This is a genomic window from Rathayibacter sp. AY1C2 (genome assembly GCF_002931195.1).
GTDB lineage: Bacteria > Actinomycetota > Actinomycetes > Actinomycetales > Microbacteriaceae > Rathayibacter.
Window position 1 is genome coordinate 42634 of record NZ_PSWG01000020.1, and the last position, 17784, is coordinate 60417.

The following is a 17784-nucleotide window of genomic DNA, read 5'->3' on the forward strand; positions in this document are numbered from 1 at the left end:
GATTCCGGGTCCGGTGCGGGGGTGAATCGGGGAGTTCGTCCGCCTCCGACCGTACAAGGGAACGGGGCGCCCCGTGGGAGGCGTGACCGCATCCGCGCTGCGACACGCGGTCCGCGGCCCCGGGAGGAGGCTCCGCTCAGCCCCTCGCGGCGGCGAGAGCGTCGGCGGCGAGCCGCACGGAGGCGTCCCGGCCGGTCAGCCAGAGCGGCACGGAGCGGGCGCGGAGCCCCGCCGACTCGAGCGCCGGGACCGCGTCCGCGTCCTCCTCGCCGACGAGCCAGGCGTCGAGGAGGCCGCCCCCGCTCCGGGCTCCGTAGTGCCGGCCGACGGCCTCGGCGGAGGTCTCGACGCCGATCGCGGCGAGGCAGGCGTCGGCCATGCCGCGCACCACCGCGCCTCCGATGACGGGGGAGACGCCCACGACGGGTGCGGAGGTCCGGCGGAGGGCGTCCGCGATCCCGGGCACTCCGAGGATCGTGCCGATCGAGACGACGGGATTGGAGGGGGCGACGAGCACCGCGTCGGTGTCGGCGATCGCCTCCAGCACGCCCGGGGCGGGGCGGGCGCTCTCCACCCCCTGCTGGACGAAGCGGCGCGCGGGCGCTGACGCCCGAAGCCGCACCCACCACTCCTCGAAGTGGAGGAGCCGCACGCCCTCGCCGGGAAGGTCGACCTCGACGTGGGTCTCGACGTCCTGGTCCGACATCGGCAGCAGGCGGACCCCCAGCGGCCAGCGGGCGGTGATCCGCGCGGTCGCCTCCGAGAGGGTGAGGCCGTCGCGCAGCATCGAGCTGCGGGCGATGTGGGTGCCGAGGTCGAGGTCGCCCAGGGTGAACCACGGCCAGCCGACGCCGAAGGCGGTGAGCTCGGCCGAGACCCGCTCGCTCTCGCCGGCCCGCCCCCAGCCGCGCTCCGTGTCGTTCACTCCGCCGAGCGCGTAGGTGATCGAGTCGAGGTCGGGGCAGACCTTGAGGCCGGTGAGCCACATGTCGTCGCCGGTGTTGACGACGACGGTGATCTCGCTCGCCTCGCCGCCGGCGGCCTCGAGATCGCGGAGGTGCTCGCGGACCGCCGAGGTGAAGCGGGCGCCGCCGACGCCTCCGGCCAGGATCGTGATGCGCATCCGCCCACGCTAGCGGCACCGACGGATTCCTCCCCCGGCGAGCCTTAATGCTGCGGATCCGCGCCGGAAACACCGGGGAAACGTCGAACCCCGACGATGAAGCCCTGTCCCCGGAGCCGGACGGTCCGTCATTGCCTTCGGGCCCGGCGGGGACCACAGTGGGTCCACGTCCCCGGCTCCGCACCGCCCGGCGGAGCACGACCGGAGCCGGACAGGGACGCCCGAGCATGGAGGTACCGATGACCATCGTCCGCGCAGCGATCACCCAGACGACCTGGACCGGCGACAAGGAGTCGATGCTCGACAAGCACGAGCGGATGGCCCGGGACGCCGCAGCCGACGGCGCGCAGATCGTCTGCTTCCAGGAGCTGTTCTACGGCCCGTACTTCGGCATCACCCAGGACAAGAAGTACTACCGCTACGCCGAGCCCGCCGACGGGCCGATCGTGCAGCGCTTCGCGGCCCTCGCGAAGGAGCTGGGCGTGGTGATGATCCTCCCGATCTACGAGGAGGAGCAGACCGGCGTCTACTACAACACCGCGGTCGTGGTCGACGCCGACGGGACGATCCTCGGCAAGTACCGCAAGCACCACATCCCGCACCTGGACCGCTTCTGGGAGAAGTTCTACTTCCGGCCCGGGAACCTCGGCTTCCCGGTCTTCGACACCGCGGTCGGCAAGGTCGGCGTCCACATCTGCTACGACCGCCACTTCCCGGAGGGCTGGCGGGAGCTGGGCCTGAACGGCGCCCACCTCGTCTTCAACCCCAACGCCACCAAGCCCGGCCTGTCGAACCGCCTCTGGGAGGTCGAGGGCCCGGCGGCCGCGGTGGCGAACGGCTACTTCGTGCTGCAGCCCAACCGCGTCGGCCGGGAGGACAACGAGTACGGCGACCTCGCGGTCGACTTCTACGGCACAAGCCAGATCATCGATCCGCGCGGGGAGTTCGTCGGCGAGCGGGGCTCGGGCGAGGCCGAGGAGATCCTGATCCGCGACCTCGAGATGGACATGGTGCAGGAGATGCGCGACGACTGGCAGTTCTACCGGGACCGCCGGCCGGAGTCGTACACCAGCATCCCGAAGCCGTGACCGCAGACCGAGACGGGGAAGACCGATGAAGACCCTCATCACCGGCGGGACGGTCGTCAACGCGACCGGCACCGGAGCCGCTGACGTCCTGATCGACGGCGAGACCATCGCCGCCGTCCTCGCCCCCGGCTCCACGCTGCTGGGCTTCGACCTGGCGGCCCACGTCGACCGGGTGATCGACGCGAGCGGCAAGTACGTGATCCCGGGCGGGATCGACGCGCACACGCACATGGAGATGCCGTTCGGCGGCACCTCCGCCTCGGACACCTTCGAGACCGGCACGCGCGCCGCGGCCTGGGGCGGCACGACGTCGATCGTCGACTTCGTGGTGCAGTACCCGGGCGAGAGCGTCGTCGACCGGTTCCAGGCGTGGCAGGAGAAGGCGGCCGGCAACTGCGCGATCGACTACGGCTTCCACCAGATCCTCTCGGACGTGCAGGATTCCTCGCTCGTCGCGATGGACGAGCTGATGCGCGAGGGGGTGACCAGCTTCAAGCTGTTCATGGCCTACAAGGGCGTGTTCCTCTCGGACGACGGGCAGATCCTCCGGGCGTTCCAGAAGGGCGCGGAGAACGGCGCGATGATGATGATGCACGCCGAGAACGGCGCCCTCATCGACGAACTGGTGAAGCAGACCCTCGCCGCCGGGAACACCGCGCCGTACTTCCACGGCACTTCTCGACCCTGGCAGGCGGAGGAGGAGGCGACGCACCGGGCGATCATGATCGCCGACCTCACCGGCGCGCCGCTGTACGTGGTCCATGTCTCCGCGAAGCAGGCGGTGGAGCAGATCGCGCAGGCCCGCGACCGCGGCATGAACGTCTTCGGCGAGACCTGCCCGCAGTACCTCTACCTCTCGCTCGAGGAGCAGCTCGGCGCGCCGGGCTTCGAGGGCGCGAAGTGGGTGTGCTCCACGCCGCTGCGCTCGAAGGCGGAGGGGCATCAGCACCACATGTGGCAGTCGCTGCGCACCAACGACATCCAGATGGTCTCGACCGATCACTGCCCCTTCTGCATGAAGGGCCAGAAGGACATGGGGATCGGCGACTTCTCGAAGATCCCCAACGGCATCGGCTCGGTGGAGCACCGGATGGACCTGATGTACCAGGGCGTGGTGTCGGGGCAGATCTCCCTGCCGCGCTGGGTCGAGCTCACCTCGACCACCCCGGCGCGGATGTTCGGGATGTACGGGAGGAAGGGCGTCATCCAGCCCGGGGCCGACGGCGACGTCGTCGTCTACGACCCGAGCGGGCACACCTCGATCGGGATCGGCGAGGGCCGAAGCCACCACATGAACATGGACTACTCGGCCTGGGAGGGCTTCGAGATCGACGGCCACGTCGACACGGTGATCTCCCGCGGCAGGGTCGTCGTCGACGACGGTTCCTACGTCGGCACGAAGGGCGACGGGGCGTACATCCCGCGCGGTCTGAGCCAGTACCTGATCTGAGCCGGCACCCGATCCGAGCCAGCACCTGATCGAGCAGAAGGAACCCCATGGACTTCGGAGTCGTCCTCCAGACCAACCCGCCCGCCTCGCGCACCGTCGCGCTCGCCGTCCTCGCGGAGACGCACGGCTTCGACTACGCGTGGACCTTCGACTCGCACCTGCTCTGGCAGGAGCCCTACGTGATCTACTCGCAGATCCTCGAGAGGACGCACCGGATCACGGTCGGCCCGATGGTCACCAACCCCGCCACGCGTGACTGGACGGTCATCGCCTCGCTGCACGCGACGCTCAACGAGATGTACGGGAACCGCACGGTGTGCGGGATCGGCCGCGGCGACTCCGCGGTGAGAGTGACCGGAGGAGCTCCGACGACGCTCAAGACGCTGCGGGAGTCGATCCACGTCATCCGCGAGCTCGCCAACAGCCGTCCGGTCGAGTACAACGGCCAGACGCTGCAGTTCCCGTGGAGCCGGGGCTCGTCCCTGGAGATGTGGGTGGCCGCCTACGGCCCGCTCGCCCTGAAGCTCGCGGGCGAGGTCGGCGACGGCTTCATCCTGCAGCTGGCCGACGTGGACATCGCGCGCTGGATGATCGGCGCCGTCAAGGAGGCGGCGGCGAACGCCGGCCGGGATCCCGGGTCGCTGCAGTTCTGCGTCGCGGCGCCGATGTACATCGGCACCGACCGGGAGCACATGCGCGACCAGTGCCGCTGGTTCGGCGGGATGGTCGGCAACCACGTGGCCGACATCGTGAGCCGCTACGGCGCCTCCGGAGCGGTGCCGCAGGCGCTGACGGACTACATCGCCGGGCGCGAGGGCTACGACTACAACGAGCACGGCCGCGCGGGCAACAGCCACACCGCCTTCGTGCCGGACGAGATCGTGGAGCGCTTCTGCGTGCTGGGCACGGCGGACGAGCACATCGAGAAGCTCCGGGCGCTCGCCGACATCGGCGTGACGCAGTTCGCGGGCTACCTCCAGCACGACAACAAGGAGGAGACGCTGCGCGTGTACGGCGAGCGAGTCATCCCGGAGCTGCGCGAGCACATCGTGGCCCGCGCATGAGACCGGCCCTCGCGCGCGGGCTCGTGCTCGGCGCCGGCGGGCTCCTCCTGCTCGCGCTCGTGTGGGAGGGCTGGAAGGCGCTCGGGCCCGAGGCCGGGGTGGTCGTCGGAGGAGTCACGGTGCTCCCGCGCACGAGCGCCATCGCGATGCCCCACCTCTGGGAGATCGCGGCCCGGCTCGGCGAGCCGGTCACCGGAGCGCGGAACGCCCCGGCGCTCTGGTCGGCCGTCCTGGGGGCGAGTGCCTTCTCGCTCGGGATCGCCGCGGTCGGCTGGGTCGTCGGCACCGTCGTGGGGCTGCTCCTGGCTCTCCTGATGCAGCGGTTCCGCACGGCGGAGTCGGCGGTGCTGCCCTGGATCGTGCTGAGCCAGACGGTGCCCCTGATCGCGATCGCCCCACTGGTGCGGCGCTGGGGGTCGCAGCTCGAGCTCGGACCGGTGACCTGGGAGAACTGGATGTCGGTGTCACTGATCGCCTCCTACCTCGCGTTCTTCCCCGTCTCGATCGGGGCGCTCCGCGGGCTCGGCTCGCCGACGGCCCACCAGGTCGAGCTGATGCACGTGTACGGCGTCGGCTGGTGGAAGACGCTGGTGCGCCTGAGGCTCCCGGCGAGCGTGCCCTACCTGCTGCCGGCCCTCCGGCTCGGAGCGGTCAGCGCCGTCGTCGGCACGATCGTCGCCGAGGTCTCGATCGGCCTGCGCGGCGGGATCGGCCGCATGATCATCGAGTTCGCCTCCGCTGCCGGAGGCGACCCCGCCAAGCCCTGGGCGCCGATCCTCGGGGCTGTGCTGGTGGGCCTCGCGGCCGCCGGCGCCGTCGCCCTGCTCGGCACCCTCCTCCGTCCGTACCGCCGAGGGGAGCAGCCCGCATGAGCACTGCAGGATCCGCGGTCGTCGTCGACTCGGTCACGAGGACCTTCACCACCGCTCGCGCCGCGAGCGTCACGGCGCTCCAGGACGTCTCGCTCGAGGTGGCCGCGGGGGAGTTCGTCTCGCTGATCGGCCCGTCCGGCTGCGGCAAGTCGACGCTGCTGCGGCTGATCGCCGACCTCGACGAGCCGGACTCCGGCTCGATCGCCGTGTTCGGCAAGACGGCCCGGCAGGCGAGGCTCGACCAGGACTACGGGATCGCGTTCCAGCAGGCGGGCCTCCTGCCGTGGCGCACGATCCGGGCGAACATCGCCCTGCCGCTGGAGCTGCACGGCGTCGCCGCGACCGCCCGGCGCTCGCGCGTCGACGAGCTGCTGGCGCTGGTCGGGCTCGGCGACTTCGCCGACTCCTACCCGGACCAGCTCTCCGGCGGGATGCAGCAGCGCGTCGCCATCGCGCGGGCGCTCGCCGAGAGCCCGCGCCTGCTCCTCATGGACGAGCCGTTCGGGGCGCTCGACGAGATGACCCGCGAGCGGATGCAGACGGAGCTGCTGCGGATCCGGCGCGAGACCGGCGCCGCCGTCGTCTTCGTCACCCACTCGATCCCGGAGGCGGTGTTCCTCTCGGACCGCGTCGTGGTGATGTCGCCGCGGCCGGGCAGGATCCGCGACGTCCTCCCGGTCGGACTCCCCGGAGCATCCGAGCGCGACGCGGCGGTCAGGGAGGACACGGCGTTCTTCCGCGACGTGAGCGCCGTGCGCGAGCTGCTGCACGGCGATCCCGCCGCCGTGCCGCGCGGAGTGGAGAACCGGTGAGCACGACGGCGCTGGCGCGCAGCGTGCTCGCGCCGCTCGTGCTCGGGATCGCCGCGGTCCTGCTCTGGCAGGCCGGGGTCACCGCTCTGGCGATCCAGCCGTTCGTGCTCCCGTCGCCGCTGGCGATCGGACGGGAGTTCGCCGCGAACCTCGGCTCCGTCGCCGAGGGCAGCGCGGTGACCGGCCGCAACGCGCTGGTCGGCCTGCTGGTCGGCGCGGTGCTGGCGGTCGTGGTCGCCGGGCTCTCGGCGCTCGCGCGGGTCTTCGACGGACTGGTCGCGCCGATCGTGGCCGCGGCCGCCGTCGTGCCGATCGTCGCCCTCGCTCCGGTGCTCTACACGATGTTCGGAGCGAACGCCGAGACCGCGAGGCAGCTCGTCGCGGCGCTCGCCGTGTTCGTGCCGGTGTACGTGACGACGCTGCGCGGGCTGCGGCAGGCCGCTCCGGTGCACCGCGACCTGCTGAAGGCCTACGCGGCGACCCCCTGGCAGACCGCCCGCACGATCACGCTGCCGGGAGCGGTGCCCTACGTCTTCACGGGGCTCCGCATCGCCTCTTCGCTCGCGGTGATCTCGGCGCTGGTCGCCGAGTACTTCGGCGGACCCGTGGGCGGGCTCGGCAAGTCGATCACGACGGCGGCCTCGGGCAGCGACTACGCGCTCGCCTACGCCTACGTCCTGGGCGCCGTGCTCGTCGGCCTCGCGTTCTACTGCGTGACGGCCGCGCTCGAGGCGTTCGCGCTGCGCCGCAGCCGGCTGCGCTGAGCGCGGCGCCGCGCGTCCCCGCACCCTCCTCGATCCTCCCGATTCCCGACTCCCGATTCCCGACTCCACCCGACGCACCATCCGCACCGCCCGCATCATCAGCGCCACCTGCACCACAGCACCACCTGCACCGCCGCACCACGGGGCGCGCCGCACCGGCGACCCCGCAGACCGCACCAGGAGGACCCGTGACCAGACGCACCCGCATCACCCTGACGACGACCGCCGCCTTCGCGGCCGTGGGCCTCGCGCTCACCGGCTGCAGCGCCTCCGGCGGCTCCGACCCGGGGTCGGACTCCGGCTCCGGCGGCCTCACGCCGGTCACCCTGCAGCTGCAGTGGGTGGCCCAGGCGCAGTTCGCCGGGTACTACGCCGCGCTCGACCAGGGCTACTACGAGGACGAGGGCCTCGACGTGACGATCGCCGAGGGAGGCGGCGACATCGTCCCCCAGGACGTGCTCGCCTCGGGCGACGCGGACTACGCGATCTCCTGGGTGCCCAAGGTCCTCGGCTCGATCGAGCAGGGGGCCGGGATCACCGACGTCGCGCAGATCTTCGAGCGCAGCGCCACCACGCAGATCTCCTTCAAGGACAAGGGGATCACCTCGCCGGCCGACCTGGCCGGGAAGAGCGTGGGCAGCTGGGGCTACGGCAACGAGTGGGAGCTGTTCGCCGGCATGCAGAAGGACGGCGTCTCTCTCGACGACATCTCGCTGGTGCAGCAGCAGTTCGACATGAACGGCTTCCTCGCAGGCGACATCGACGCGGCCCAGGCGATGACCTACAACGAGTACGCCCAGGTCCTCGAGACCGTGAACCCCGCCACAGGCGAGCTGTACCGGCCGGACGACCTGAACGTCATCAGCTGGAACGACATCGGGACCGCGATGCTCCAGGACGCGATCTGGGCGGACGCGGGCAGGCTCGCCGACGACGACGCGTACGCCGAGCAGACGGTCGCCTTCATCAAGGCCTCGATCAAGGGCTGGATCTTCGCGAAGGACGACCCGCAGGCGGCGGCCGACATCGTCACCGCGGCCGGATCCACGCTCGGCACCAGCCACCAGCTCTGGATGACCAACGAGGTCAACAAGCTGATCTGGCCCTCGACGAGCGGCGTCGGGATGATCGACGAGGCCGCGTGGCAGCAGACGGTCGACATCGCGAAGGAGACGGAGAACGAGACGGGCGCGACGATCATCAACGCGGACCCGCCCGCCACCGCCTACTCGAACGAGTACATCGAGAAGGCGCTCGCGGAGCTCGCCGACGAGGGAGTGGACACGAGCGGTGCCGACTACGCGCCGATCGACGTGACGCTGGAGGCCGGCGGCGCCTGAGCCCGGACTCCGCCCCTCCCGGCTCCTCCCGGCCCCTCCCGCCCCGGAGGGGCCCGGGAGGGGTACGCTGGACCCTCGTGACTACTTTCAAGAAGACGCCGTTCACCGTGAACGTGCGCGACCTCGTGAGGCGGCCGGGCGAGATGCGCGAGCACCGCCTCGAGCTCGAGGCGCCGGAGCAGTTCGGCGAGGGGATCGTCGCGGTCCGCAAGGGATCGGCCGTCGATCTCGACGTCCGGCTCGAGTCCGTGCACGAGGGGATCCTGGCCAGTGTCGAGGTGTCGGCGAGGGCCGACGGCGAGTGCAGCCGGTGCCTGACCGACATCTCCCTGCCTGTCGATGTCGAGTTCCAGGAACTTTTCGCGTACTCTTCTGACGAAGCTTTCGACTATGAGGTTCACGACGACCACGTGGATCTTGAACCTCTGGTCAGGGATGCGGTGGTTCTGTCGCTGCCGTTCCAGCCGGTCTGCCGGCCGGACTGTCCGGGCCTCGACCCCGTCACGGGGGAGCGGCTGGCCGATTCCTCCACGCCCGAACCCGAGGCGCCGCGCGACTCCCGGTGGGCCGCGCTCGCAGGGTTGAGCGAGGGGGACGGCGGGGCCGCAGCGCCCGGAGCTTCCACCGACAGAGCTTCCGCAGACAGCGGTGAGGGCGCGACCGCCCGCACCGAATCCGACTAGAGGTAGAGAAGAGAGAATCATGGCTGTTCCCAAGAGGAAGAAGTCCCGCGCGAACACCCACGCCCGTCGTTCGCAGTGGAAGGCCGAGGTCCCCACCCTCGTCAAGACCATCGAGAACGGCAAGGTCGTCTACAGCCTTCCCCACCGCGCCAAGGTCGTCGAGGACTCCGCGGGCACCGCGCTGTTCCTCGAGTACAAGGGCCGCAAGGTCGCCGACGTCTGATCCCGCTCCTGGTCCGCACGGCGCGGGGCGCACCGCCCCTCGACGAACGGACCGCGGTCCATGGTGAACCAGACCTCCGCACGACCCTCCAGCGACGACCGGTCGCGTCTGGAGGCCACGCTCGGCGTGAGCCTCGACGGTGAGCTCTTCGAGCTCGCCCTGACGCACCGGTCGTTCGCTTTCGAGCACGGCGGCATCCCGCACAACGAGCGCCTCGAGTTCCTCGGCGACTCGATCCTCGGGCAGGCCGTGACCGTCATGCTCTACACCGAGTACCCCGCCCTCAGCGAGGGCGACCTGGCCAAGCGCCGGGCGAGCCTCGTCTCGACCGTCGCTCTCGCCGAGATCGCCCGCGGCATCGGCCTGGGCGAGTTCCTCCGCCTCGGACGCGGCGAGGAGCTGACCGGCGGCCGCGACAAGGCGTCGATCCTCGCCGACACCGTCGAGGCCATCATCGGCGCCGTCTACCTGGGCACCGGGCCCGACGCGGCCCGCGACCTGGTGCTGCGCCTGATCGCCCCCCTCCGGGCCGATCCGCTCCGCTTCGGCGTCTCGATGGACCCGAAGACGAGCCTCCAGGAGGCGGCCGCCGAGCGCGGTGCGCCGGCCCCGCGCTACGAGATCGCCGCCACCGGCCCCGACCACAACAAGGTGTTCGTCGCCACCGTGATCGTCGGCGGACTCGTCACCGCCCGCGGCGAGGGGACGAGCAAGAAGGCGGCCGAGATGGCCGCCGCGCTCGACGCGTGGACGCGTCTGGCGGCCCCCGGCGCACCCGTCGCTCCAACGGTCTCGGACTGACCGTGCCCGAGCTGCCCGAGGTCGAGGTGGTGCGGGCGGGTCTCGCTCCCGCGGTCACCGGCTCCCTGGTGACCGGCGTCGAGATCGTCGACGAGCGCTCGCTGAAGCGGCACGTGCATCCGCACGGGACCTTCGAGCGCCTGCTCGTCGGGCGCCGGCTCGAAGCGGCGGTGCGGCGCGGGAAGTTCCTCTGGCTGCCCGCGGGCTGCGACGAGGCGCTGCTGGTGCACCTCGGCATGAGCGGCCAGGTGCTGCTGCGCACGGCGGATGCGGCGCTGCCGCGCCTGGCGCGCATCCGGATCGGGATCGAGCACCCCGAGCACGGCGAGCTCGCCCTGCACTTCGTCGACCAGCGGATCTTCGGCTCGATGGCGGTCGACGCTCTGGTGCCGACCCCGGACGGAGCGCCGGGCGGCTACGCGGGCGAGGAGGTCCGCGGAGGCGGCTGGCTGCGCGCCGTGCCCTCGCAGGTCGCGCACATCGCCCGCGATCCGCTCGACCCCTCCTTCGACCTGGGCTCGGTCGTCGCATCGCTGGCGAGGAGGAGCAGCGGGATCAAGCGGGCGCTGCTCGACCAGACGCTCGTGAGCGGCATCGGGAACATCTACGCGGACGAGTCGCTGTGGGCGGCGGAGCTGCACCCGGAGCGGCCGAGCTCGTCGCTCGGCGAGGCGCGCATCCGCCGCCTCTTCGCCGAGGTGCGCTCGGTGCTCGAGCGGGCGCTGGCCGAGGGCGGCACCAGCTTCGATGCGCAGTACGTGAACGTGAACGGCGCCTCCGGCTACTTCTCGCACAGCCTGCACGCCTACGGGCAGACGGGGAAGCCGTGCGCCCGGTGCGGCGAGGCGATCGTGCGGGTGCCGTTCATGAACCGCTCCTCGCACCTCTGCCCGCACTGCCAGCAGCTGCCGCGCTGACGCGCCGGGAGGCGCCGCCTCAGGCGGCGGCGTCGGCGGGTGCCGGAGCGTACCGGGAGTGGACGACGAGCTCGCCCAGCAGCGTCGCGACGAGCGTGATGACGGCGGCGATCGCCAGGCCGAGCCAGAGTCCGACCAGCAGGGCGAGCGCGCCGACTCCGGCACCCGCGGCGATCAGGACGATCGCCGCCGCGCGGCGGAACCACGGCTGACCGGTACCACCCGCCAGGCGGGAGTCCGCAGCGAGGCCCGTGATCGTCGAGGTGACGACGACCGTCGTGACGTCCTTGACGGCGAGGTGGCGGGCGGTCGCGGCCTGGAGGCCCATCGCCCCGCCCAGCACGCCGGTGACGGTGAAGGCGAGCGGCTCGGGGTGCTCAGGCACGACCGCGAGCACGATCGCCAGGACGCCGAGCAGGATGCCGACCACCGCGAAGAGCCAGGTCGAGCGCGAGGTCCAGCCCTTCTTCACCGGGCGGAGCACCCGGCCGCCGATCACGGCGCCGATCATGAAGGCGCCCAGCGCGATCAGGGGCCCGACCACGGGCAGGTCGGCCGCGCCGGAGAGGGCCATGCCGAGGATGACGACGTTGCCGGTCATGTTGCCGGCGAAGACGCGGTCGAGCCCGAGGTACCCGACGGCGTCGATGATGCCGGTCGAGAAGGTGAGGGCGAGCATCAGGCCGAGGGTCGCGCCCTCGGAGCGGGTGCGCAGGCGTCGGATCACGGGAGTCCTGTCGTCGGGGGCGGGTCTGGAGAATCGTGGCACACGCGTGCACATGCTCGAAACACGGCGCGGTTAGGGTCGGACGGCGCGGACGGGCCGCGCGGGAGGCGGACGCGCATGCGGTGGACGGAGTGGGCGGTGCAGCCCGGTGAGGGAGTGCCGCCGGGGGTGGACTACCTGCCGGCCGAGCCGGGGTCGGTGCTGTGGGGGCGCCTGCCGTGCGCGGCGGACGCGCCCGTGCTCACCGTCGACTCGGGGGCCGAGGTCGTCATCGACACGCTCAGCCACGAGGGCGTGCTGGAGGATCAGGGCCGCGATCCGGTCGCCTTCTTCGGCCGCCACGGAGTCGCTCCGGAGGGGGTGCTGCGCGACGCGGTCGCGCTCGCCGCGGACGGGCCGTTCCGCGACGGCGAGACGGACGGGCCGCACGTGGTCACGGGGCCGATCGCCGTCCGGGGAGCGCTGCCGGGGGACCTGCTCCGGATGACCCTCCTCGAGGCCGAGCCGCGCGTGCCGTACGGAGTCGTCTCGAACCGGCACGGCCGCGGGGCGCTGCCGGGCGAGTACCCGCTGCAGGAGGGGCCGTTCAGCGTCTTCGCGCGCGTCGACGAGGACGCGCAGTGCGGTCTCCGCGGCGTCATCCCGCTGGTGCCGGGAGGGGAGCGGGCCGCCCGGTTCCCGCTCCGGCCGTTCCTCGGGATCATGGGCGTCGCCGTCGCAGGGGAGGAGCGCCCGCACTCCGTGCCGCCCGGTGCGCACGGGGGCAACATCGACATCGCACTGCTGACCGCCGGAACCAGCCTCTACCTTCCCGTGCAGGTCCCGGGCGCGCTCGCGTACGTCGGCGATCCCCACTTCGCGCAGGGCGACGGCGAGGTGGCGCTGACGGCGATGGAGGCGAGCCTGCGCGTCCGGGTGCGACTGGAGGTCGTCCCGCGCGCCGAGGCGCTCGCGGCGTTCGGGGAGCTGCTCGGGCCGATGGGGGAGACCGGCGAGTTCCTCGTGCCCACCGGGATGGACGAGGACCTGGACGTCGCCGTGCAGAAGTGCGTCCGCGCGGCCATCGCGCTGCTGGCGGCCCGCTACGGGATGGACCCGGCTCACGCCTACGCCTACCTCAGCGCGGCGACCGACTTCGACATCTCGCAGGTGGTCGACCTGGTGAAGGGCGTGCACGCCCGCGTCCGGACGGCCGACTTCGATGACTGACCCGCGGGTGACGACGCTCGAGGGCGACCTGCCGGACGGGCTGGTGGACGCGGTCCTGGCCTACGAGGCGGCGCTCGGGGCGGACGACGTCGCGGCGCTCGCCGACGCGTTCGTCGACGCGCCGACGACGCTCCGGGGCGACGCCTCCGGGCTGCTCGTCGGCCACGCGGTGATCACCGGCTTCCGGGGTCGTCGCGGCGGGGCGCCGGTGCGGGAGCTGATGGAGCTGCACGTCAGGGCGGTCGATGCGGGCACGGCGCTCGTGGTCAGCGTGAACGCTCCGGCCCGTGGCGGGCGCGGGCTCGTCACGCAGCTGTGGTCGCGGGAGGGCGGGACCTGGAGGGTGCGCGCCGCGCAGGTGCAGGCGCCCTCGCCCGCGCTGGACCCCCGTGTCTGGCGGGCCGTCGGCGCGCCGCTCGTGCCGGCCGCCGGCTCCGGGATCCTCGACGGACTGGACGTCGCGGTCAAGGACCTCTTCGCGATCGAGGGCCAGCGGATCGGCGCGGGAGTGCCGGCCCGCCTCGCTTCCGCGCCGATCGAGGCGGCGACCGCTCCGGCCGTCGCGCAGCTGCTCGCAGCGGGAGCGTCGGTGCGCGGGATCGCTCAGACCGATGAGTTCGCCTACAGCATCGCCGGCCGGAACTCCGGCTACGGGACGCCGCCCAATCCGGCCGTGCCCGGAGCGATCCCGGGCGGATCGTCGAGCGGACCGGCGACCGCCGTGTCGCTCGGGCAGGCCGCCGTCGGGCTGGCGACCGACACCGCGGGATCGATCCGGGTACCCGCCTCCTACCAGGGCCTGTGGGGGCTGAGGACGACCCACGGTGCAGTGCCCGTCGAGGGGCTGCTGCCGCTGGCGCCGAGCTTCGACACCGTCGGGTGGCTGACGCGGGACCTCGGCACGCTGAGGCGGGTGGCCGAGGTCTGCCTGCCGTCCGGCCCGCCGGTGCGGAGTCTCGCGGTGGCGCCGGCACTGCTGGGCGGGGTGGACGCGGCCGTCCGCGCGGCGTTCCGATCGGCCGTCGAGGGGCTGAGCGCCGACGAGGTGGCGCTGCCGGCCGTGGCGGAGATGCTCGAGGCGTTCCGGCTGGTGCAGGCCGCGGAGGCGTGGCGGTCGAGCGGCTCGTGGGTCGCGGCGCATCCGGGAGTGCTGGCGGCAGACGTGCAGGCGCGCTTCGACGCGGCCTCGCTCGTCGACGAGCAGGAGGAGACGGCCGCGCGGGCGCGGGTCGCGGGTTTCCGGCAGGCGCTCGACGGCGCGCTCGACGGGCGGGTGCTGCTCCTGCCGTCGGCGTCGTCGGTCGCGCCGACCCTCGACGCGTCGGTCGAGACGATCGACGCGGCACGGTCGGCGACGCTCGGCCTGACCTGCGTCGCGGGGATCGGCGGGTATCCGGCGCTGTCGGTGCCGCGGCTGAGCGTCGACGGTGCTCCGGTGGGGCTCTGCCTGGTCGGGCCACGCGGATCGGACCTCGCGCTCCTGGAGCTGGCCGGCGCGCTCTGAGGGCGCGCTCCGAGTGCGGGTGGGGGGCATCCCGCGCCCGCAGGAGCGCAGCATGTCCCGCGGTCAGAACGGCGGCGGCGCATCGCTGAAGCTCGGCCTGCGCGGTGGCCGCGGTGGCGCGGGCGGATCGGGGGGACGGGTGACCACGCGGCGGCCGGTGGGAGTGGTCCAGTCGGCCGAACCGTCGGGGTGGAGCGTGTAGGTCCAGCGGTCGCCGTGGCGGACGTGGTGGTGGGCGACGCAGAGCGACGCCAGGTTGTCGAGGGCGGTGGCGCCTCCGTGACGCCACTCGAGCGTGTGGTCGGCCTCGGCGGTCGCCGCGGGCCGGGTGCAGCCGGGGAAGCGGCATGTCCGGTCGCGCAGCTGGAGGGCGAGGCGCATCCGCGGGGGAGGGAGGCGGTGCGTGCGTCCGACGGAGACCACGGCGCCCGTGCTCGGATGGGTGAGCACCGGGGTGACGGCCGAGTCGGCTCCGAGGAGCTCGCGCGCGACGCCGGCCGGGATGAGGCCGTAGCCGTCCAGTTCCGCGGGGGTCTCGTCCTGTCCGGCCGCGTTGCTCGCGGCGAGGGTCAGACGCACCTCGGCCCGGATGCCGCGAGCGGACGTGCGCGGACGCTCGTCGCCCGGCGCCGTGCCGGATACGTCGCCGTCGCAGAGCAGGTCGACGAGCGCGTCGGCCCGCAGCTGCGCGAGCGTGCGCTCCTGCGCCGGACCGCTCCCGCCGCCCGTCCTGTCGCCGTTCCCGTCGCGGAGGGTGCGGGCGATCCGGTCGAGCCGCGCGAGCGCGCCCATCGCGGCCGGAGCGGGGAGGGTCGCGCAGAGCGTGGCCATGCCGTCCTGCTCGGGCGAGACCCAGACGGCCCGGTCCTCCCGGGCGCGAGCGTGGCGATCGGCGAGGGGCACGTCGTGCAGTTCGTCGCGCAGTCGGACGAGGCGTCCCCGCAGCTGGGTCGGCGTCATCGAGGCGGCGAGTCCCGCAGCGCGCTCGTCGAACTCCGGGAGGGAGGCCGGCGGCAGGGTCGCGGCGACTCCGCAGATGATCTGCCCCGCCTCCCAGCGCAGCCGCGCCTCGGCCAGCGCGGCGCGCGTGCACGGGAGGTGCTCGACCAGCAGGCGGGCGTGCTCGAGCTCCCGGGCGGCCACGCGCTCGGACACGGCCAGCGCTACGGCGAGCTCGGCCCGCACCGAGCGCTCCACGAGGTCGCGCGACTCGCTGGGTGACCCGCCGCGAGCGAACGCCTCGGGGCGGCGGAGCGCAGCCCTGTACGCCTCGTGCAGCGCCTCGGCGGAGGCGAGGTGGAGCGGAGCCGCGGACCGGGCGAGCAGCGCCGCACGGTCGCCGAGGGCGCGGACCTCCTCGAGTCCCTGCCGCATCCGATCCGCCATACCTGTATTGAATCAGCGACCACCGACACCCGGGCCGCAGAGGCGTCCGATCAGGAGAATCAGACCCTGAGCCGCCCCTGTGGAGGAGCGCTGCGCCGCCGGAGGGGTGCCGAGACCCCGACACGGCTCAGGAGGGTCCGCGGAGGACCGACGTCAGCGTGAGCAGGATCACGACGACGCCGACGACGACGAAGAGGGCGCCTCGCGCGGCCATCACGACGGGCGACTGCGTCCTCGGCCCGACCCTCTGCCCCCGCCTGCGCAGCTGGTCACGGGCCCGCGCGGAGATCCACTCGCGCCGGCCGATGAACACCGCTCCGAAGACGATCGCGATCGGCGCCCAGACGAGAGCGACGATCTGGTCCTCGGTCACCGGCCGGTGACCGTTCGGTGCGGCGCTGTCCTCATGCCGACCAGTGTCCCGCGGACCTCCCGGGTGACCCGCCGCACCTCGCGAAACACCGGCGAAACGTCCGTCGCATAGGCTCTCCGGGTGAAACGACTGTTTCTCTCCCGCTCGTGAAGAGGTGGCCCATGACCGCGCCCGCACCGTTCCTCCCCGTCGATCCGCCGCCGCGCCTGCTGATGGGGCCGGGCCCGATCAACGCGGATCCGCGCGTCCTGCGTGCGATGTCGGCGCAGCTGGTCGGGCAGTACGACCCGTTCATGACGGCGACGATGACGGAGACGCAGGAGCTGTACCGGCAGGTGTTCCGCACCCGCAACGAGAAGACGATGCTCGTCGACGGCACGAGCCGTGCGGGCATCGAGGCGGCGCTGGTCTCGATGCTGGAGCCGGGCGACCGCGTGCTCGTGCCGGTCTTCGGGCGGTTCGGGCACCTCCTCCGGGAGATCGCGGAGCGCTGCGGCGCGGAGGTGCACGTGATCGAGGCCGAGTGGGGGCAGGTCTTCCCCGTCTCGGCGATCGCCGAGGCCATGGCCCGGGTGAAGCCGAAGATGCTGGCCGTGGTCCACGGCGACACGTCGACCACCATGGCGCAGCCGCTGGAGGAGCTCGGCGCCCTCTGCGAGAAGCACGGCGCCCTCTTCTACACCGACGTCACCGCCTCCCTCGCGGGCAACGCCTTCGCGACCGACGACCTCGGGCTCGACGCGGTCACCGCGGGGCTCCAGAAGTGCCTGGGCGGCCCGTCCGGATCGGCGCCCGTCACCTTCTCGGAGAAGGCCGTCGCGGTGATCGAGTCGCGCAGGAGCATCGAGGCGGGGATCCGCGACGAGGGCGACACCGTCAGCGCCCGCCGCGTCCGCTCCAACTACTTCGATCTCGGCATGGTCTTCGACTACTGGGGGCCGCGCCGCCTCAACCACCACACCGAGGCGACCACGATGCTCTACGGCGCGCGCGAGTGCGCCCGCATCGTCGTCGAGGAGGGCCTGGACGAGACCGTCGCCCGCCACGCGCTGCACGGGTCGGCGATGCTCGCCGGAGTCCGCGGCCTCGATCTCGAGGTGTTCGGCGACGTCGGGCACAAGATGACGAACGTCGTCGCTGTGCGCATCCCGCAGGGCGTGAACGGGGACGCGGTGCGCGGGGAGATGCTCGCCGACTTCGGCATCGAGATCGGCACGTCCTTCGGGCCGCTGCACGGGAAGGTCTGGCGCATCGGCACGATGGGCTACAACGCCCGGACGGACGCGGTGCTGACCACCCTGGCGGCGCTGGAGGCGGTGCTGCGCCGCGCGGGCGCCTCCGTGCCGGTGGGCGGCGGAGTCGCGGGGGCCTACGAGGTCTACGGGGCGGCACGCGCATGACCGGCACCACCACGGACCCCGCCACCACGACCCCGGAAGCCGGTGATC

Annotated in this window: 18 protein-coding genes; 14 read left to right on the plus strand and 4 right to left on the minus strand. The window is 72.7% G+C overall.

From position 1 onward, the window contains the following. Positions 1 to 136: 136 nt before the first annotated feature. The gene (gene cofD, locus C5C55_RS13115; protein ID WP_104234201.1) at positions 137 to 1123 is read right to left on the minus strand and encodes a 2-phospho-L-lactate transferase; all 987 of its coding nucleotides are present in this window, start codon (positions 1121 to 1123) and stop codon (positions 137 to 139) included. A 239-nt stretch (positions 1124 to 1362) separates the two neighbouring features. On the opposite strand from cofD, the gene C5C55_RS13120 reads away from it, so the two are divergent. The 11 genes from C5C55_RS13120 (at position 1363) to mutM (ending at position 11137) form a co-directional block, all read left to right on the plus strand. Continuing rightward, positions 1363 to 2211: a nitrilase-related carbon-nitrogen hydrolase gene (locus C5C55_RS13120; RefSeq protein ID WP_104223476.1), complete on the plus strand. Its 849-nt coding sequence runs from the start codon at positions 1363 to 1365 to the stop codon at positions 2209 to 2211. A 25-nt stretch (positions 2212 to 2236) separates the two neighbouring features. Further along, positions 2237 to 3661, plus strand: coding sequence for a dihydropyrimidinase (hydA, locus tag C5C55_RS13125; protein ID WP_104234202.1), 1425 nt, complete (start codon positions 2237 to 2239; stop codon positions 3659 to 3661). A gap of 47 nt (positions 3662 to 3708) precedes the next feature. Next, positions 3709 to 4725 (plus strand): TIGR03842 family LLM class F420-dependent oxidoreductase, encoded by a 1017-nt coding sequence (locus tag C5C55_RS13130; protein ID WP_104234203.1) that lies wholly within the window; start codon positions 3709 to 3711, stop codon positions 4723 to 4725. Beyond that, entirely contained in the window at positions 4722 to 5597 is an 876-nt protein-coding gene (locus C5C55_RS13135) for an ABC transporter permease (RefSeq protein ID WP_104234204.1), read from the plus strand. Before C5C55_RS13130 ends, C5C55_RS13135 begins: the two co-directional genes overlap by 4 nt. Next, the gene (locus C5C55_RS13140; protein ID WP_104234205.1) at positions 5594 to 6409 is read left to right on the plus strand and encodes an ABC transporter ATP-binding protein; all 816 of its coding nucleotides are present in this window, start codon (positions 5594 to 5596) and stop codon (positions 6407 to 6409) included. The genes C5C55_RS13135 and C5C55_RS13140 overlap by 4 nt, the downstream gene beginning before the upstream one ends. Further along, positions 6406 to 7173, plus strand: coding sequence for an ABC transporter permease (locus tag C5C55_RS13145; RefSeq protein WP_104234206.1), 768 nt, complete (start codon positions 6406 to 6408; stop codon positions 7171 to 7173). The genes C5C55_RS13140 and C5C55_RS13145 overlap by 4 nt, the downstream gene beginning before the upstream one ends. Before the next feature lie 188 nt (positions 7174 to 7361). After that, complete coding sequence (locus C5C55_RS13150) at positions 7362 to 8513, plus strand: ABC transporter substrate-binding protein (RefSeq protein ID WP_258065137.1); 1152 nt, start codon at positions 7362 to 7364, stop codon at positions 8511 to 8513. A 143-nt stretch (positions 8514 to 8656) separates the two neighbouring features. After that, a complete protein-coding gene (locus C5C55_RS13155) occupies positions 8657 to 9196 on the plus strand; it encodes a DUF177 domain-containing protein (protein ID WP_104226701.1) in 540 nt (179 codons plus the stop codon). Positions 9197 to 9215: 19 nt separating this feature from the next. Further along, positions 9216 to 9419: a 50S ribosomal protein L32 gene (gene rpmF / locus C5C55_RS13160; protein WP_104223482.1), complete on the plus strand. Its 204-nt coding sequence runs from the start codon at positions 9216 to 9218 to the stop codon at positions 9417 to 9419. Positions 9420 to 9479: 60 nt separating this feature from the next. Then, complete coding sequence (gene rnc, locus C5C55_RS13165) at positions 9480 to 10220, plus strand: ribonuclease III (protein WP_104226659.1); 741 nt, start codon at positions 9480 to 9482, stop codon at positions 10218 to 10220. Positions 10221 to 10222: 2 nt separating this feature from the next. Then, positions 10223 to 11137 (plus strand): bifunctional DNA-formamidopyrimidine glycosylase/DNA-(apurinic or apyrimidinic site) lyase, encoded by a 915-nt coding sequence (mutM, locus tag C5C55_RS13170; RefSeq protein WP_104234207.1) that lies wholly within the window; start codon positions 10223 to 10225, stop codon positions 11135 to 11137. Between the two features lie 19 nt (positions 11138 to 11156). Here the strand turns inward: mutM and C5C55_RS13175 are convergent, their stop codons facing one another. Continuing rightward, on the minus strand, positions 11157 to 11864 hold the full coding sequence (locus tag C5C55_RS13175; RefSeq protein ID WP_308471106.1) for a YoaK family protein: 708 nt from the start codon (positions 11862 to 11864) through the stop codon (positions 11157 to 11159). A 117-nt stretch (positions 11865 to 11981) separates the two neighbouring features. Between C5C55_RS13175 and C5C55_RS13180 the strand changes: the two genes are divergently transcribed. Together C5C55_RS13180 and C5C55_RS13185 are read left to right on the plus strand one after the other, a co-directional pair. Next, a complete protein-coding gene (locus C5C55_RS13180) occupies positions 11982 to 13073 on the plus strand; it encodes an acetamidase/formamidase family protein (protein ID WP_104234209.1) in 1092 nt (363 codons plus the stop codon). After that, the gene (locus C5C55_RS13185; protein ID WP_104234210.1) at positions 13066 to 14577 is read left to right on the plus strand and encodes an AtzH-like domain-containing protein; all 1512 of its coding nucleotides are present in this window, start codon (positions 13066 to 13068) and stop codon (positions 14575 to 14577) included. The genes C5C55_RS13180 and C5C55_RS13185 overlap by 8 nt, the downstream gene beginning before the upstream one ends. 63 nt (positions 14578 to 14640) lie before the next feature. On the opposite strand, the gene C5C55_RS13190 is transcribed toward C5C55_RS13185, so the two are convergent. Further along, positions 14641 to 15963, minus strand: coding sequence for an HNH endonuclease signature motif containing protein (locus tag C5C55_RS13190; RefSeq protein ID WP_104234211.1), 1323 nt, complete (start codon positions 15961 to 15963; stop codon positions 14641 to 14643). 127 nt (positions 15964 to 16090) lie between these two features. Continuing rightward, the gene (locus tag C5C55_RS13195; protein ID WP_104234212.1) at positions 16091 to 16336 is read right to left on the minus strand and encodes a hypothetical protein; all 246 of its coding nucleotides are present in this window, start codon (positions 16334 to 16336) and stop codon (positions 16091 to 16093) included. Positions 16337 to 16497: 161 nt separating this feature from the next. Here C5C55_RS13195 and C5C55_RS13200 point away from each other — a divergent pair, with 161 nt between their 5' ends. After that, positions 16498 to 17736 (plus strand): alanine--glyoxylate aminotransferase family protein, encoded by a 1239-nt coding sequence (locus C5C55_RS13200; RefSeq protein WP_258072559.1) that lies wholly within the window; start codon positions 16498 to 16500, stop codon positions 17734 to 17736. The last annotated feature ends 48 nt before the right edge of the window (positions 17737 to 17784 follow it).

What these genes read in the sequence shown, in the direction of transcription:
- cofD (WP_104234201.1), bottom strand. Translation starts at nt 1,123, where the DNA reads ATGCGCATCACGATCCTGGCCGGAGGCGTCGGCGGCGCCCGCTTCACC.
- C5C55_RS13155 (WP_104226701.1), top strand. Translation starts at nt 8,657, where the DNA reads ATGCGCGAGCACCGCCTCGAGCTCGAGGCGCCGGAGCAGTTCGGCGAG.
- C5C55_RS13130 (WP_104234203.1), top strand. Translation starts at nt 3,709, where the DNA reads ATGGACTTCGGAGTCGTCCTCCAGACCAACCCGCCCGCCTCGCGCACC.
- C5C55_RS13140 (WP_104234205.1), top strand. Translation starts at nt 5,594, where the DNA reads ATGAGCACTGCAGGATCCGCGGTCGTCGTCGACTCGGTCACGAGGACC.
- C5C55_RS13185 (WP_104234210.1), top strand. Translation starts at nt 13,066, where the DNA reads ATGACTGACCCGCGGGTGACGACGCTCGAGGGCGACCTGCCGGACGGG.
- C5C55_RS13135 (WP_104234204.1), top strand. Translation starts at nt 4,722, where the DNA reads ATGAGACCGGCCCTCGCGCGCGGGCTCGTGCTCGGCGCCGGCGGGCTC.
- C5C55_RS13180 (WP_104234209.1), top strand. Translation starts at nt 11,982, where the DNA reads ATGCGGTGGACGGAGTGGGCGGTGCAGCCCGGTGAGGGAGTGCCGCCG.
- rpmF (WP_104223482.1), top strand. Translation starts at nt 9,216, where the DNA reads ATGGCTGTTCCCAAGAGGAAGAAGTCCCGCGCGAACACCCACGCCCGT.
- hydA (WP_104234202.1), top strand. Translation starts at nt 2,237, where the DNA reads ATGAAGACCCTCATCACCGGCGGGACGGTCGTCAACGCGACCGGCACC.
- C5C55_RS13190 (WP_104234211.1), bottom strand. Translation starts at nt 15,963, where the DNA reads ATGGCGGATCGGATGCGGCAGGGACTCGAGGAGGTCCGCGCCCTCGGC.
- C5C55_RS13200 (WP_258072559.1), top strand. Translation starts at nt 16,498, where the DNA reads ATGACCGCGCCCGCACCGTTCCTCCCCGTCGATCCGCCGCCGCGCCTG.
- rnc (WP_104226659.1), top strand. Translation starts at nt 9,480, where the DNA reads ATGGTGAACCAGACCTCCGCACGACCCTCCAGCGACGACCGGTCGCGT.
- C5C55_RS13120 (WP_104223476.1), top strand. Translation starts at nt 1,363, where the DNA reads ATGACCATCGTCCGCGCAGCGATCACCCAGACGACCTGGACCGGCGAC.